The sequence below is a fragment of the Amycolatopsis dongchuanensis genome (assembly GCF_039542405.1).
GTDB lineage: Bacteria > Actinomycetota > Actinomycetes > Mycobacteriales > Pseudonocardiaceae > Amycolatopsis_E > Amycolatopsis_E sacchari.
Map to the genome: position 1 here is coordinate 1 of NZ_BAABIB010000040.1, position 14825 is coordinate 14825.

Here is a 14825-nt window from a genome sequence, read left to right on the forward strand (position 1 = left end):
CAGCGTGGCCTGCTCAATCATCTGCCTACGCAAGCTCATTCTGAACTGATCTCTTAGCCCGGCGAGCGGCCACCGTTCGCAGACGAGGGTCAGCTGCAGCATGATCGTGAAGATGCCACCGGCCAACGGAAGCGGACTGGCCACAATGGACTTCCCGAGCCACGTCAGCACGGCACCGCCCGCGATGACGAGGAGCGTGTCGTACAGGCCGGACCAGCCGGGCCGCGCGAGGCTGCCCGGCCAGTCCTCCCACCAGAACGCGATCATCGCCACGAGCGGCAGCGCGAACGTGACCGCCGGGGCGAGCACGGCGGCCGAGTGCGCCGGCCCGCCCGCCCCCACGACGAGTGCCGCGGCGACGGGCAGGACGAACACCAGGCCCCGCAGCCCCCGCCACGGCTGGGACCGCCTCGCGTCGGCGAGCGCCTCCGGCGACAGTGCGTCCGGGGCGCTGACCGCCGGGCGGGTCACAGCACGTGCTCGAGGCGGATCGGCAGCCTGCGCGGCCGCCGTCCGGTCGCGTGGTGCACCGCGTTGGCGATCGCCGCGGCGACGCCGACCATCGCGACCTCGCCGAGCCCCTTCACGCCCGCCGCGTTGAACAACGGGTCCGGCTCGTCGATGAAACCGACGTCGATGCTGTGCACGTCCGCGTTGACCGGGACCGGGTACTCCTCCAGCGTCGTGTTGAGGAAGCCGCCGAACCGCTCGTCGACCTCGCTCTCCTCACGCAACGCCGCCCCGATGCCCCACACCACCGCACCGCGCACCTGGCTGGCCGCCGTCACCGGGCTCGCCACGCGGCCGCAGTCGGCGACGCTGACCACCCTCGGCACGCGGATCCGCCGCGTGCCCGCTTCGATCCGGACCTCGACGAAGTGCGCGATCCAGCTGAACGAGCTGAACTCCCCGAACTCCGGTCCGGCGATCGACACCAGCCCGGCACGCGAGCGTTCCAGCATCTCCGGCAGCGAGTTCACCTCGACCTCCACGGGCCCGCCCGCCGCGGCGACGCACGCCGCCACGTCCACGTCCCCGGAAGCCGCCGCGTTCAGGTGTTTCCGCAGCTCGACGAGTCCTGATTGGACAGCGGGCAGCGCCGTCGCCGTGCCCCACGAGCCCGCCGTCAGGTGCTGCGGCGCCACGCGTGTGTCACCGACCACCACGACGACGTCCGCGACCGGGATGCCGAGGTCCCTCGCCACGGTCAACGCGATGGCCGAGCGGATGCCCTGCCCCATCTCGTGCCCGTCGACGCTCACCGTCACCTTGCCGTCCGCCGCGGCCGACAGGTGCGCGACCGCGGGCGCGACGTTGCACGGGTACGCCCCCGCCGCGACGCCCCACCCGATCGTCGCCCCGTCCGGGGCCACCATCGACCCGGGCTCGGGGTTCCGCTCCGCCCAGCCGAAGCGCTCGGCACCCCGGCGCAGGCACTCGGCGAGGTGGCGGCTCGAGAACGGGTTGCCCGTCACCGGATCCAGCGCCGTGTCGTTGGCCAGCCGCAGCGCCACCGGGTCCTGCCCCGTGGCGTACGCGAGTTCGTCGATCGCAGACTCGAAGGCGAACGCCGCCGGGCTTTCGAAGGGCGCCCGCATGTACCCCGGCGTCTGCACGTCGGTCCGCACCAGCCGCTGGCGGCCGCGGAACGCCGGCACGGCGTACAGCCGGGACGTGATCTCCGTTGCGGTGCAGGGGAAAAGATCGTGCCGGGACGTCTGCTGGTCCACCTCGTGCACGGCCGCCAGCAGCCGCCCGGACGTGTCGGCGCCGAGCCGCACGGTGTGCCGGGTGGTCGGCCGGAAACTGGCCGCGTGGAACGTCTGCAGCCGCGGCAGCACCAGTTTCACCGGTCGGCCGAGCCGCCGCGAGACGACGGCCAGCGGCCCGAGGTGCGGTTGCAGCGAGTTCTTCTGCCCGAACCCGCCGCCGACGTACGGCGAGCGGATCTCGACGTTGGCCGGGTCGATGCCCAGCTGCCGGGCCAGCCCGCCCCGCAGCGCACCCGCGTTCTGCGTGCCCTCGTGCACCACCACGGTGTCGCCACGCCATTCGACGACGCTGCTGATCAGCTCCATCGGCACCTGGTGCTGCGGCGCGTGTTCGTAGGTGCCCTCGATGCGCACCGGGCTCGACTCGAACGCCGCGTCCGCGTCCCCGACCTTGATGTCGGCCAGGAACGGCAGCGGGATCGCCTCCTCCTGCACCACGGTTTCCGCGCCCTCGGCGTCGAGCCCGACCGCGAACGGCTCCGGCTCGTACTCCGCGGTCACGAGGTCCGCGGCCTCCGTCGCGGCGACGAGCGTGTCGGCGACGACGAGCGCGATGGGCTGGCCCCGGTAGGCGACCCGGTCCCCCAGCAGCGGCTGGAAGCTCTGGAACCCGTACCCGCCGCCCATGATGAAGCTGCCCTCGGCCAGCTCACCGGGCTCGAACCGGGTCACCACGAGGCGCACACCGGGCACGGCCTCGGCGGCCGTCGTGTCGATCGACACGATCCGGCCCTTGCCGACGCGCGCGATCGCGAACATCGCGTGGGCGACGCCTTCGGGCACCCGGTCCGCACCGTAGGCGGTCCTGCCGGTCACCTTGTCGTAGGCGTCGACGCGGCGGTTGTCGATGGCGGTCATCTGCTGGCTCGCTCTCCGGCAATGCGCACCGCGTCAGCGACCGTGCGGATGCCCAGTTCGACTCGGAACCCGTTGTAGTTGCCGGGACGCGCGCCCTCGAACGCGATCTCCCCGGCTCTCCTGGCGTTTTCCGGCGTCATCGCGCGGCCCGACAGGTACTCCTCGGCGGCGGTGGCCCGCCACGGCCGGGTGGCGACGCCGCCCAGCGCGATCCGGCACTCCCCGACGACGCCCTGCTCGTCGAGGGTCAGCGCGACGGCGGTCGAAGCCAGCGCGAACGCGTACGACTCCCGGTCGCGGATCTTGTGGTAGGTCGAGCCCCGGCCCACGGCGGTCGCGGGCACGCGGATGCGCACGATCAGCTCGTCCGCGGCCAGCGTGTGCTCGCGCGCCGGGTCCTCGCCCGGCTCGACGTGCAGTTCGGCCAGCGGCACGGTGCGCGCACCCTCCGGGCCGACCACGTCGACCACGGCGTCGACCGCCAGCAACGCGATCGCCCAGTCACCGGGGTAGGTCGCGATGCACGCGTCGGAGCCGCCGAGCAGCGCGTGCGCCCGGTCGTGGCCGCCGATCGCGGCGCAGCCGCTGCCCGGGTTCCGCTTGTTGCACGGGAACTCCGGGCCCCCGCGGAAGTAGGCGCAGCGCGTGCGCTGCAACAGGTTGCCGCCCACCGTCGCCATGTTGCGCAACTGCTGGGAAGCCGCGCGCCACAACGACTCCGACAGCGCCGGGTAGTCGGCGCGGACGACGGGGTGGTCGGCGACGTCGGCCATCCGGGCGCCCGCGCCGAAGATCAGCTCGTCCGCACCGGTCTCGATCCCGTCCAGGCCGGGCAGGCGGTGCACGTCGATGACGGCGGGCGGCGCCTCGATGCCCAGCTTCATCAGGTCGTACAACGTCGTGCCACCGGCGAGGATCTTCGTGCCCGGCACCGCCGAGCGCAGCGCGTCGACGGCCGCGTCCACGGTTTCCGGGACCACGTAAGCGAAGGACCGCATGGCGTCACGCCCCGTTCCGCGCCGCGTCGGCGGCTTCCCGCACCGCGGCGACGATCGCGACGTAGGCACCGCACCGGCAGATGTTGCCGCTGAGGTACTCGCGGATCTGGTCGTCGTCTGTGGTGTGCCCCTCGGCGATGCAGGCCAGCCCCGACATGATCTGCCCCGGGGTGCAGTACCCGCACTGGAGCGCGTCGTGGTCGATGAACGCCCGCTGCAGCGGGTGCAGCCCGCCGTCCGGCCCGGCGACGCCCTCGATCGTCGTCACCTCGCGCCCGGCGGCCTGGACCGCCGGGGTCAGGCACGACACGACCCGCCTGCCGTCCACGTGCACCGTGCACGCACCGCAGTGGCCCTGGTCGCAGCCCTTCTTCGTGCCGGTCAGGACGAGCCGCTCACGCAGCACGTCGAGCAGTGATTCGCGGGGATCCACCCGCAGGCGGACCTCCTGCCCGTTGACGGTGCAGGACAGCTCCGCGGTGGCGTCGTCGGTCATGCCGCGACAGTAGGTCCGCCTGCCGCACCGCGCTTTCCCCTGCTTGCTGCGGGTGCCCCCGTTTATTGCTGCCGGCTGCGGTAGACCGTGGGCGTGACCCCGGTTTCCCGCCGGAAAGCCGTGGCCAGGCGCGAAGGCGTGGCGAACCCGCACAGATGAGCGATCTCCGTCACGGGCAGGTCGGTGCGCGTCAGGTAGCGGCGGGCCTGGCCGAGCCGGATCCCGTTGAGGAACCGGTAGGGCGTCTGCCCGGTGGCGGTCTTGAACACGCGGAGGAAGTGGAACGGGCTCAGCTCGACGGCCGCGGCGATCTCGGCGAGCGTCAGCGGCAGGTGCTGGTTGTCGCGCATGAACGCGATCGCCTGCCGCACCCGGAGGTCCTCGCTCCGCACGGGCGCCGGGGCGGGCGCGGACGCGTGCCGGGTCAGCAGGTGCGCCGCCAGGAACGCCGCCGCCGTCTCCGCGTACAGCTCGTCGGCCCCGGCGAGCGCGGCGTCACCGAGCCCGGCGACGACGGCCGCGAGCACCGGATCGTCCGCGACGAGGGCGTCGGGACGGCTGACCCGGGAGGCGTCGCGGCCGTACAGCTCCGCCGCAGTCCGCTCCAGCAACCCCGCGGGCAGGTACACGTGGATGCTTTCGGTGGGGCCCGGCCCCCGCCAGCGCAGGTGCGAATCGTGGTGGGGCGCGGTCATCCCGATCCGGCCGGGTCCGTATTCGGCGCTGTGCCAACGAGCGCCGTTCTTCGACTCGATGGTCTTGGTGCCCTCGGTGATGAGCACGAGGGTCTGCTCCGCGGTCGCGGGCAGCAGGACCTCCTCCGCGACCGGGGAGTTCGCGTACGAGCGGACGAGCAGCGACCGCCAGCCGTTGTCCCGCCAGCTGCACAACCGGAGCCGCGCGACCGAGTCCAGGTCGAAAGCCAGTGCGCCGAACACGTCATCCTCCGGTGAGCACGCCGATGGCGACGCCGAGCGTCGCGGTGTTGTAGAGGAAACTCAGCACCCCGTGTGAGAGTACGCGCGTGCGCGCCGCTGTCGTGAGGGTTTCCACGTCGGAGACCGCGAACGTGGTGCCCACGGTGAACGCGAAGTAGGCGAAGTCGGCGAACACCGGGGTCTCCGTGCCGGGGAAGGCGAACTGGCGCTCCGGCAGTGACCGGTAGTACGCGTGCGCGTACCGCTCGGCGTATCCGAAGTGGAGGATCGCCCACGCCAGGAGCACCGCCGGCACACCGAAAACGCGCGCGACCAGATCGCTGCTCGCGTCACCGGTGCCCAGCACGATCGTCAGCCCCGACGTGATGCCGACCATGCTGGTGAACACTGTGAAGAACAGTCCTCCCCGGCCGCCGAGGAGGTGCTCCCGCCACCGCGGCCCGCCCGGTCTCCGCACCAGCCGCCCGATGCGGGAGGCGAGGTAACCCACCGCCAGCAGGTCCCAGCAGGCGATGAAAACGGGGCTGTCGAACAGGAACACGCACACGCCGACGGCGAGCAGCGCGATTTCGAGCAGCCGGGACACCACGGCACGGGCCTTGTTCAGCACGAGTCGCGGACAGTACCGAACGTGTTGACTGGGAGTGCCACTCCTACCGTCGTGGCCCCCGGACTGCTTACGCTCGCACTGTGGAGGAGGACAACCGGCTGGGCGAGTTCATCAGGGCGCGGCGCACCGTCGCCGATCCCGCGCACCTGGGCTTCGCCGACTCGGGCCGCAGGCGGGGCACCGGCCTGCGGCGCGAGGACGTGGCGACGACGGCGGGGATCAGCACGGACTACCTCGCGCGGCTGGAGCAGGGCCGGGAGCGCAACCCGTCCGACCAGGTCCTGCGGTCCCTCGCCGAGGTCCTCGGCCTGGACGCCGAAGCGGTGGAGCACCTGTACCGCCTCGCCCGGCCGCGTCCGCGCAGGCGCCGGGTCACCCGGGTGGAGGAGGACCTGCGGCGGCTCATGGACACCTGGACGCACACCCCGGCGATGGTCGTCGGGCCGCTGCTCGACGTTCTTGCCGCGAACCCGCTCGCGCAGGCGCTGTACGCGCCCGCCGGGCCGGAGCCCAACCTCGCGCGGTTCTGCTTCCTCGACCCGTGCGCGCCGGAGTTCTACAGCGACTGGGAAGCGGTGGCGCGCAAGGGAGTCGCGGCGCTGCGCGTGGCCGCGGGCGAGGACCCGGACGACCCGCGGCTGACCGACCTGATCGGCGAGCTGACGGTGAAGAGCGCCGAGTTCGTCCGCCTGTGGTCCCGGCACGAGGTCCGCGACAAGAAGCACGAGCCGATGCGGATCCGGCACCCGCAGGTGGGCGAGCTTGACCTGACGTACCACTCGTTCACGGTGAACAGCGCGCCGGGGCAGCAGCTCAAGATCTTCCAGGCGCCGCCGGGCAGCGCGACCGAGGAACGCCTGGCACTGCTGGGATCGCTGCGGGCCGGTCATGAAGTCGGTTGAGGCGCTGCTGCCGCTGGTGCTCGACAGCGTGCCGCAGCCGGTGTGGGTGGTGGACGCCGAGGGCCTCATCCTGTTCGCGAACCAGGCCGCGGTGAGCGCACTGGGCTATGACGACCTGTCGCAGCTGCGCGGCCTGCCCAGCCACGAAACCGTGCACTACAAGCGGGTCACGGGAGAGCCGTACCCCGCGGCGGAGTGCCCCATGCTCCGGCCGCGGCTGACGGGCGAGCCGGCGCACGGCGACGACGACTGGTTCGTGCGGCGGGACGGCTCGCTGTTCCCGATCGCCTGGTGGTCCGCGCCGCTCGACCTCGACGGCAGCCCCGCTCTGGTCTACTCCTTCACCGACCTGACCGAACGGCGGGCGGCCGAGCGGATGATCCGCGAACGCGACGCGGCCGAGGTGCGGGCGGTGGAGTCCCGCGCGGCGCAGCGGCGCATCGTGGAGAACACCGCGGAGGTCCGCCGCCAGATGGCCCGCGACCTCCACGACGGCGTGCAGCAACGGCTCGTCGCGCTGCTGATCGGCCTCCAGCTGGCCCGCGAGGAGTTCCCGCCCGGCGAAGCCGAGCTGGTCGACGACGCGATCAAGCAGGCGCAGGCCGCGATCGACGACCTGCGGGACCTCGTCGCCGGGATCCACCCGGCGATCCTCACCTCACGCGGGCTCGTGCCCGCGGTCGAGGCGCTGGCCGCACGCACACCGCTGCCCGTGGTGATCACCGGCAGCCTGTCCCGGCGGCTCCCGCAGACCGTCGAGGTCAACGCGTACTTCGTGGTGTCGGAGGCGATCACCAACGCCGTCAAGCACGCCCGCGCCGGCGAGATCCGCATCGACCTCAGCGCGGACGACACCACGCTGAAGCTCGAAGTCCGCGACGACGGGGCCGGTGGCGCCGGGCTCGACGGCCCCGGCACGGGCCTGATCGGCATCGCCGACCGGATCACCGCGCTCGACGGCCACTTCTCCCTGTCCTCGCCACCGGGCGGGGGCACCACCCTGCGTGCCGCGGTGCCCCTCGCCTGAGCGTGGGGTTTGCCCCATTGCGGACACCGTTCCGGCGGGAGAAGCTGGGGACATGGGTTTCACGGTGCTGGTGGTCGACGACGACCCGGGGTTCCGGCGGGTGGCGGGCCGGCTGCTCGCCGTCCGCGGGTTCGAGGTGGTCGGCGACGCGGCCGACGGCGACCAGGCACTGACCGAGATCCGCGCCCGCCGTCCCGACGGCGTGCTGCTGGACCTGAACCTGCCCGACACCGACGGGCTCACGCTCGCGGAGCGGATCAGCCGCGAACCGGCCGCCCCGAGCGTCGTGCTGACGTCCACGGACTCCCCCGGCTACCCCCAGCGCACGCTGGCCGAGGCCGGTGTCCGCGCGTTCGTCCCGAAGGACCAGCTCGTCGGGGCCGACCTCGCCGGGCTGTTCACCGCCCGAGGTACTTGAGCACGGCCAGCACCCGCCGGTGCCCGGTCGCCGCGTCCGTCAGGCCCAGCTTGCCGAAGATCCCCGTCACGTGCCGCTCGATGGCGGGTACGGTGACGACGAGTTTGGCCGCGATGCCCGAGTTCGAATGGCCCTCCGCCATCAGGGCGAGCACCTCCCGCTCCCGCTGCGTGAGCGTGTCGAGCGGGCCGCTCGCCCGCTTGCGCCCGACGAGCCGGGCGATCACGTCGGGGTCGAGCGCCGAACCGCCGTCCGCGACCCGGCGGACCGCGTCGATGAGCAGGTCCGGGCTCGCCACCTTCTCCTTCAGCAGGTAGCCGACGCCCTCCGCGCGGTCCCCCACCAGATCCATCGCGTACGCGTCGTCGAGGTACTGGGACAACACGATCACGCCGATCCCCGGTTCGGTGGACCGGATCTCGATGGCGGCCCGCAGCCCCGCCTCGTCGAACCGCGGCGGCATCCGGATGTCGGTGATCACGACGTCCGGTTTGTGCTGCCGCGCCTCGTGCACGAGTTCGGTCGCCGTGCCGACCGCGGCCACCACCGTGCAGCCCGCGCGTTCGAGCATCCGCACGATGCCCTCCCGCACCAGCGCCTGGTCCTCACCGACGACGACTCTGATCTCCGCACCCACTTCCGGAGCATATAACGGATTCCGGGACCTGTGGAAAACCCCAGTAAAAGTCTGGGGTGCACTTCATGGTGGCGGGACGACGGCGCGGGCAGGCTGGACGTCAGCAAGTCCACTTCGGATTCCCCCGGGAGAGACGACCATGACGACGATGCCGACCAGACGGCCGCTGTCGACGCGGGAACGCGGCCGGCTGGGCGGGATGGCCGCCGTGATCGTGGGACTGCACGTGGTGGGCTGGGGCGCGCTCGTGCTCCTGTCCGGGACGCGGGCGCTCGGGCTGGGCGTCGGGTTCACCGCCTACACGCTCGGTATGCGGCACGCGTTCGACGCCGACCACATCTCCGCGATCGACAACACGACGCGCAAGCTCATCCACCAGGGGCAGCGCCCGCTGTCGGTCGGGTTCTTCTTCGCGCTGGGCCATTCCAGCGTCGTGTTCGGGCTCGCGCTGCTGCTGTCGCTGGGCGTGCGGGCGGTGATCGGCCCGCTGCGGGACGGCAATTCGGCGCTGCACCACTACACGTCCCTCATCGGCACGTCGGTGTCGGGCGCGTTCCTGCTGCTGATCGCCGCCGTCAACGTGGGCATCCTCGCCGGCATCCTGAAGGTGTTGCGGGGCCTGCGTTCCGGGTCCTACGACGAGGCCGCGCTGGAGCACGAGCTGGCGAACCGCGGGCTGCTGAACCGCTTGCTGGGCCGGTTCACGAAGGCGATCGGCAAGCCGTGGCACATGTACCCGCTGGGGCTGTTGTTCGGGCTGGGGTTCGACACCGCGACGGAGGTCGCGCTGCTCGTCCTCGCCGGGTCGGCGACCATCGCGGGGCTGCCGTGGTACGCCGTGCTGTGCCTGCCGGTGTTGTTCGCGGCGGGGATGACGTTGTTCGACACGGTCGACGGGTCGTTCATGAACTTCGCCTACGGCTGGGCCTTCGCCAACCCCGTGCGCAAGATCTACTACAACCTCACCGTCACCGGGCTGTCCGTCGCGGTCGCCGTGCTGGTCGGTGCGGCCGAGCTGCTGTCCGTGTTGTCCGGTGAGTTCGGCTGGTCCGGCGCGTTCTGGTCGTGGAACGCGGGCCTCGACCTCAACACGCTCGGGTTCGCGGTGGCCGGCCTGTTCGCCGTGACCTGGCTGGTGGCCGCGCTCGTCTGGCGCTTCGGGCGGATCGAGCGGCGCTGGTCGCCCGGTCGCCCTTCCTGATCCTGACCGGGAATTTCGCTATCACAAGGAGAAAACCATGTCACACCACCTCGACTCGCCCATCGCGCGTCAGGACGTCCGCCTCGACATCACCGACCTGTACGTGTTCCGCGGCGAGACCGGCACGGTGTTCGTCATCAACGTGTGCCACTCGCTGGCCGGGGACATCCCCGTGCCCGGTTACCACCCCGAGGGCATGTACGAGTTCAAAGTGGACACCGACGGTGACGCCGTGGAGAACCTGACCTACCGGTTCGTCTTCGGGGAACGCGACGAGCGGGGCAACCAGACCTACGTGGTGCGGCGCCTGACCGGCGCCGAGGCGACGGACGCCTTCGCGCAGGGTGAGGTCGTCGCCGAGGGAGTCACGGGGGACGCCGTCACGGGGGCGTCCGGACTGCGTGTGTGGACCGGCAAGGCGGGCGACCCGTTCTGGATCGAGCCCGACGTGCTGCACGCGGTGGGCCACGCGTTCCAGGACGGCACGAAGGTCGACCTCGGCGAGTGGACCGAGGCGCAGGCGACCAACCTCTTCGCCGGGCACACGGTGTACTCCATCGTGCTGGAGGTGCCGGACGCGGAGCTGGGCTCGGGCCGCATCGGGGTCTGGGCGGTGGCCACGCTCGCCACGGACGCGGGTGGCTGGCGCTCGATCAACCGCGTGGGCCTGCCGATGATCCACCCGCTGTTCACGCAGTTCAACGAGGACCTCGGCGACCGCCTCAACGCCGGCGTCCCGTCGGACGACTACGCGACCTACGGCGATCTGGTGAGCAAGGAGATCGCGGGCGTCGTCGCCGCATACGGAACGGCCGAGGACCCGCAGGCGTACGGGGAGAAGCTGGCACACAAGTTCTTTCCCAACGTCCTGCCGTACACCGTGGGCACCCCCGCGTCGTTCGGCTTCGCGGAGTGGAACGGCCGCACCCTCACCGACAACGCCCCCGACGTCATGTTCTCCACCGCCGCCAACACCCCCATCCGCCTAGGCATCGGCCGGGAGTCGGTCACCTCGAAGCCGACGAGCACGTTCCCCTACGTGCCGCCGGTGGCTTGATCCCCGCGGCGGGGTACCGGCGAGCCCGGCACCCCGCCGTGGTGACGTTCCTCCGCCCCGCCCCGCCCCGCCCCGGCGCCAGCCGGGAGTCAGCCACCTCAGCCGAGCACGCTCCCCACATGCCCCGTGGCTTCACCCCCTCGGCGGGGTACCGGCAAACCCGCGCACCCAGCCACTGTGGCGTCCGCCCGAACCCGCCTCAGCCCCGACTGCGAGCCAGCCACCCCGAAACCGACAAGCACACTCCCCACGTGCCCCCAGTGACTTCACCCCCTCCACGGGGTCGCGGCAAACCCCAGCACCACATCGTGGTGACGTTCCTCCAACCCGCCTCCACACCGACTGCGAGCCAGCCACCCCGAAACCGGCAAGCACGCTCCCCGAAGCCGACAAGCACGCTCCCCCTACCTGCCCCAGTCGCTCGACCTTCCGGCGGGATACCGGCTAGCCCGGCACCCCGCCGTGGTGACGTTCCTCCGCCCCGCCCCCGCGCCAGCCGGGAGTCAGCCACCTCAGCCGAGCACGCTCCCCACGTGCCCCAATGCCTTCACCCCCTCGGCGGGGTACCGGCAAACCCGGGCACCCCACCTTCCAGCGGGATACCGGCAAACCCGGCACCCCCCGCCGCCATAGCGTCCGTCCCATCCGCCTGGGCATCGACCGCGAGCCAGCCACCCCCAAGCCCACGAACACCCCGCCCCCAGTCGCTCGACCCACCAGCGAGACAACCCCACACCCCACCATAGCGCCCCTCACCACCTCCCCACGCAACACTGTGTAGCCCAACCACATACCCCCTCGGCTCCCGTCCGCTTACCGTCGGTCGCTATGAACGAACTGGACGGCCGGACCGCCCTGGTCACGGGCGCGGGCAGCGGGATCGGGCGCGCGTGCGTGCACGCGCTGGCAGACGCGGGCGCGAAGGTGCACGTCGTGGACATCGACGGCGCCGCCGCCGAACGCGTCGCCGCCGAGACCGGGGGGTGGGCCCACACCGCCGACCTCGCGGACCCCGCCGCCGTCGACGCGTTGCCCCGCGAGGTCGACATCCTCGTCAACAACGCCGGTTTCCAGCACGTCGCGCCGCTGACCGAGTTCCCGCCCGAGGTGTTCACCCGGGTGCAACAGGTCATGGTCACGGCACCGTTCCTGCTGATGCGCCAGGTCCTGCCGCACATGTACGAGCGCGGCTACGGCCGGATCGTGAACATTTCCAGCGTGCACGGCCTGCGTGCCAGCCCGTTCAAGGCCGCCTACGTCGCGGCGAAGCACGCGCTCGAAGGACTGTCCAAAGTGGCCGCACTGGAAGGCGCACCGCACGGGGTGACGAGCAACTGCGTCAACCCCGGCTACGTCGACACCCCGCTCGTGCGCGACCAGATCCGCGACCAGGCCGCCACCCACGGGATCGCGGAGTCCGAAGTGGTCGGTGAAGTCCTCTTGCACCGGGCGGCGATCAAGGAGCTGCTCGACCCCGGTGAGGTCGCCGAGGCCGTGCGGTGGCTGTGCGGTGAGCACGCGCGGCACGTCACCGGGATCTCCCTGTCCCTCGACGGCGGCTGGACCGCTGCCTGAAAAACCCTGCGACACAAAGGAGTGTTGACCTTGCCCAGACCACGCATCGCGAAGGTCGTCGCCGCGAGCCTCATCGGGACGACCATCGAGTGGTACGACTTCTTCCTGTACGGCTCGGCCGCCGCCCTCATCTTCAACAAGCTGTTCTTCCCGGGCTCCGACCCGCTCACCGGCACGCTGCTGTCGTTCGCCACCTACGCCATCGGGTTCCTCGCCCGGCCGCTCGGCGGGCTGGTGTTCGGGCACTTCGGTGACAAGGTGGGCCGCAAGAAACTGCTGGTGTTCAGCCTGCTGCTGATGGGCGGTTCGACGGCGGCGATGGGCGTGCTGCCGACCTACGCCGCCGTCGGCGCGGCCGCGCCCGTGCTGCTCACCCTGCTGCGGCTGGTCCAGGGCTTCGCGCTCGGCGGCGAGTGGGGCGGCGCGGTGCTGATCGTGTCCGAGCACGGGGACGACCGGCGGCGCGGGTTCTGGGCATCGTGGCCGCAGTGCGGCGCGCCCGGCGGGAACCTGCTGGCGACGGCCGTGCTCGCGGTGCTCGCGGCGGTGCAGCCGGACGCGGCGTTCGCGTCGTGGGGCTGGCGGATCCCGTTCCTGCTGTCGGGTGTGCTCGTCGTGATCGGCCTGTGGATCCGGCTTTCGGTCACGGAGTCGCCGGTGTTCCTCGCGGCGCAGCGCAAGGCGGAGAAGCGGGCGCACGTCCCGGTCGTCGAGGTTTTCCGCGACAGCTGGCGCCAGGTGCTGATCACGATCGGCGCGCGGATGGCGGAGAACGTGTCGTACTACGTGCTCACCGCGTTCATCCTCGTCTACGTCACCACCGGGCTGGGCCTGAGCAAGTCGGCCGGGCTCAACGCGGTGCTGATCGGGTCGGCGGTGCACTTCGTCACGATCCCGTTGTGGGGCGCCCTGTCGGACCGGATCGGCCGCAAGCCGGTGTACCTGTTCGGCGCGGTCGCGATGGCGGGCTGGGCGTTCGGGTTCTTCGCGTTGCTCGACACGCGATCGCCGGCGCTGATCGCCCTCTCCGCGACGATCGGCCTGGTCCTGCACGGCGCGATGTACGGCCCGCAGGCCGCGTTCTTCGCCGAGCAGTTCGCCACCCGCGTGCGGTACACGGGCCTGTCGGTCGGCGGGCAGCTGTCGTCCATCGCGGCCGGCGCGCTCGCCCCGATCGTCGCGGTGGCGTTGTTCAAGAGCTCCGGCGGCACGACGGCGGTGTCGCTGTACGTGGTCGCGATGTGCGTGCTCACGGTGCTCGCCCTGCTCACCGCCCGCGAAACGGCACGCACCTCCCTCCACGACGAGGCGGCCGAGGGCACGCTGAGTGGTGTTTCCTGAACGCGTGTCGGCACGCCGGCTCATCCTGAACTGCCCCTCCACCGATCTGCCACCATGCTGCGCCATGGATCGTTACGAGCAATTCCGCCGCGCGGCGACAGAACGGGGTATTCCGCCCGATGAGATCGACAAATTCTCCGATCAGCTCAGATTCGCGGTCTGGGCGAGTACGAGCGACGAGGGCGAGGAGGTTGTCGGGCAGGCTGGAGGACTTCCCGGTTACCGGCGGACATTGCCTGGCCGGGCAGCGAGATCGAAAACCCGTTGCCGTTCATCGCCTCCGTGGACTGCGCGGCCCTTCCCCGGGCAGGGGGCTTCCCCTGCCCGCGGACGGCTCGCTGCTCTTCTTCCTGAACCAGGATGACGACTTCGACGCGATTTGCACCTCGGGCACGGCGGGGGCCGCACAGGTCCTGTACGTTCCGGCAGGCACGGAGACGGTGGTGGCGCCTCCACCGCCCGGCCACGACACCGTTTTTTCCCACGACCCGAACATTCCGTTCCTCACCCCCGAATACCCGCTTTCCGCATGGGTCGCGCCGGAACTGCCGGAGTGGCTGGAAGAGCGCGACGTCCAATTCGAGCCGGATTCCGTGAAGCAGCTGTTCGACGAGCTGAAGCACGTCGACGAGCTGTGCGAACTGGTCGACGAGCTCTGGCCGCCGCGCGAGGGCGTCACGTTCCGCTTCGGCGGGTACTGCGAGGAGATCGGCGGCTCGGACTCTCCTTGGACGGTGATGGCGAAGGCCAACCTCAGGGACCGGCTCGAAGCCAACCCGGACCTTCCAAGGTCGGAGCGATTCCGCTTGCGTGACGCGGAGGAGGACCGGTTGATCCGGGAATGGGTACCGCTCGTCCAGTTCTACACGCAGAGCGACGTCCACTACGGGTGCTTCCTGATCAGTCGCGATGATCTCGCCGCCAAGCGCTTCGACCGGATGCGCTCGTTCACCATGTTCAGCGAGTAGGCGCAGACGAGAGCGCACAAGTGAGAC

At 71.3% G+C, this 14825-nt stretch carries 14 protein-coding genes and 1 pseudogene; 8 read left to right on the top strand and 7 right to left on the bottom strand.

Features of this window, described 5'->3' with window-relative positions; genetic code table 11:
- The 6 genes and pseudogenes from ABFX51_RS07365 to ABFX51_RS07390 all read right to left on the bottom strand — a co-directional run.
- Nucleotides 1-471 (bottom strand): annotated as a pseudogene (locus tag ABFX51_RS07365) (hypothetical protein); the annotation flags it as partial.
- Nucleotides 468-2630, bottom strand: a complete 2163-nt coding sequence (locus ABFX51_RS07370; RefSeq protein WP_346052978.1) for a xanthine dehydrogenase family protein molybdopterin-binding subunit — start codon at nucleotides 2628-2630, stop codon at nucleotides 468-470. The pseudogene ABFX51_RS07365 and the gene ABFX51_RS07370, both read right to left, overlap by 4 nt.
- The gene (locus tag ABFX51_RS07375; RefSeq protein WP_346052980.1) at nucleotides 2627-3628 is read right to left on the bottom strand and encodes an FAD binding domain-containing protein; all 1002 of its coding nucleotides are present in this window, start codon (nucleotides 3626-3628) and stop codon (nucleotides 2627-2629) included. Before ABFX51_RS07375 ends, ABFX51_RS07370 begins: the two co-directional genes overlap by 4 nt.
- Before the next feature lie 4 nt (nucleotides 3629-3632).
- On the bottom strand, nucleotides 3633-4124 hold the full coding sequence (locus ABFX51_RS07380; RefSeq protein ID WP_346052982.1) for a (2Fe-2S)-binding protein: 492 nt from the start codon (nucleotides 4122-4124) through the stop codon (nucleotides 3633-3635).
- A 62-nt stretch (nucleotides 4125-4186) separates the two neighbouring features.
- The gene (locus ABFX51_RS07385; RefSeq protein ID WP_346052984.1) at nucleotides 4187-5062 is read right to left on the bottom strand and encodes a helix-turn-helix domain-containing protein; all 876 of its coding nucleotides are present in this window, start codon (nucleotides 5060-5062) and stop codon (nucleotides 4187-4189) included.
- A gap of 1 nt (nucleotide 5063) precedes the next feature.
- Complete coding sequence (locus tag ABFX51_RS07390) at nucleotides 5064-5672, bottom strand: DUF1345 domain-containing protein (RefSeq protein WP_346052985.1); 609 nt, start codon at nucleotides 5670-5672, stop codon at nucleotides 5064-5066.
- A gap of 80 nt (nucleotides 5673-5752) precedes the next feature.
- On the opposite strand from ABFX51_RS07390, the gene ABFX51_RS07395 reads away from it, so the two are divergent.
- The 3 genes from ABFX51_RS07395 to ABFX51_RS07405 are packed head-to-tail and all read left to right on the top strand — an operon-like array spanning nucleotide 5753 to nucleotide 8019.
- Nucleotides 5753-6574, top strand: a complete 822-nt coding sequence (locus tag ABFX51_RS07395; protein ID WP_346052987.1) for a helix-turn-helix domain-containing protein — start codon at nucleotides 5753-5755, stop codon at nucleotides 6572-6574.
- Nucleotides 6561-7601: a sensor histidine kinase gene (locus ABFX51_RS07400; RefSeq protein ID WP_346052989.1), complete on the top strand. Its 1041-nt coding sequence runs from the start codon at nucleotides 6561-6563 to the stop codon at nucleotides 7599-7601. Before ABFX51_RS07395 ends, ABFX51_RS07400 begins: the two co-directional genes overlap by 14 nt.
- A 52-nt stretch (nucleotides 7602-7653) precedes the next feature.
- Nucleotides 7654-8019 (top strand): response regulator transcription factor, encoded by a 366-nt coding sequence (locus ABFX51_RS07405; protein WP_346052991.1) that lies wholly within the window; start codon nucleotides 7654-7656, stop codon nucleotides 8017-8019.
- Here ABFX51_RS07405 and ABFX51_RS07410 read toward each other — a convergent pair.
- A complete protein-coding gene (locus ABFX51_RS07410) occupies nucleotides 8000-8644 on the bottom strand; it encodes a response regulator transcription factor (RefSeq protein WP_428832451.1) in 645 nt (214 codons plus the stop codon). The genes ABFX51_RS07405 and ABFX51_RS07410 overlap by 20 nt on opposite strands.
- Nucleotides 8645-8804: 160 nt before the next feature.
- Between ABFX51_RS07410 and nicT the strand changes: the two genes are divergently transcribed.
- From nicT to ABFX51_RS07435, 5 genes are all read left to right on the top strand, one after another.
- Nucleotides 8805-9857 (top strand): Nickel transporter NicT, encoded by a 1053-nt coding sequence (nicT, locus tag ABFX51_RS07415; RefSeq protein WP_428832449.1) that lies wholly within the window; start codon nucleotides 8805-8807, stop codon nucleotides 9855-9857.
- Between the two features lie 37 nt (nucleotides 9858-9894).
- Complete coding sequence (locus tag ABFX51_RS07420) at nucleotides 9895-10914, top strand: DUF4331 family protein (RefSeq protein WP_346052997.1); 1020 nt, start codon at nucleotides 9895-9897, stop codon at nucleotides 10912-10914.
- A gap of 828 nt (nucleotides 10915-11742) precedes the next feature.
- Nucleotides 11743-12489 carry a 3-hydroxybutyrate dehydrogenase gene (locus tag ABFX51_RS07425; protein WP_346052999.1) on the top strand — a complete coding sequence of 249 codons (747 nt, stop codon included), beginning with the start codon at nucleotides 11743-11745 and terminating at the stop codon, nucleotides 12487-12489.
- A gap of 24 nt (nucleotides 12490-12513) precedes the next feature.
- Complete coding sequence (locus ABFX51_RS07430) at nucleotides 12514-13830, top strand: MFS transporter (protein ID WP_346053001.1); 1317 nt, start codon at nucleotides 12514-12516, stop codon at nucleotides 13828-13830.
- Between the two features lie 191 nt (nucleotides 13831-14021).
- Nucleotides 14022-14798 carry a DUF1963 domain-containing protein gene (locus tag ABFX51_RS07435; protein WP_346053003.1) on the top strand — a complete coding sequence of 259 codons (777 nt, stop codon included), beginning with the start codon at nucleotides 14022-14024 and terminating at the stop codon, nucleotides 14796-14798.
- The last annotated feature ends 27 nt before the right edge of the window (nucleotides 14799-14825 follow it).

Coding starts and splice junctions, on each gene's coding strand:
- ABFX51_RS07400 (WP_346052989.1), top strand. CDS start 6,561: ATGAAGTCGGTTGAGGCGCTGCTGCCGCTGGTGCTCGACAGCGTGCCG.
- ABFX51_RS07425 (WP_346052999.1), top strand. CDS start 11,743: ATGAACGAACTGGACGGCCGGACCGCCCTGGTCACGGGCGCGGGCAGC.
- ABFX51_RS07405 (WP_346052991.1), top strand. CDS start 7,654: ATGGGTTTCACGGTGCTGGTGGTCGACGACGACCCGGGGTTCCGGCGG.
- ABFX51_RS07375 (WP_346052980.1), bottom strand. CDS start 3,628: ATGCGGTCCTTCGCTTACGTGGTCCCGGAAACCGTGGACGCGGCCGTC.
- ABFX51_RS07380 (WP_346052982.1), bottom strand. CDS start 4,124: ATGACCGACGACGCCACCGCGGAGCTGTCCTGCACCGTCAACGGGCAG.
- ABFX51_RS07370 (WP_346052978.1), bottom strand. CDS start 2,630: ATGACCGCCATCGACAACCGCCGCGTCGACGCCTACGACAAGGTGACC.
- nicT (WP_428832449.1), top strand. CDS start 8,805: ATGCCGACCAGACGGCCGCTGTCGACGCGGGAACGCGGCCGGCTGGGC.
- ABFX51_RS07420 (WP_346052997.1), top strand. CDS start 9,895: ATGTCACACCACCTCGACTCGCCCATCGCGCGTCAGGACGTCCGCCTC.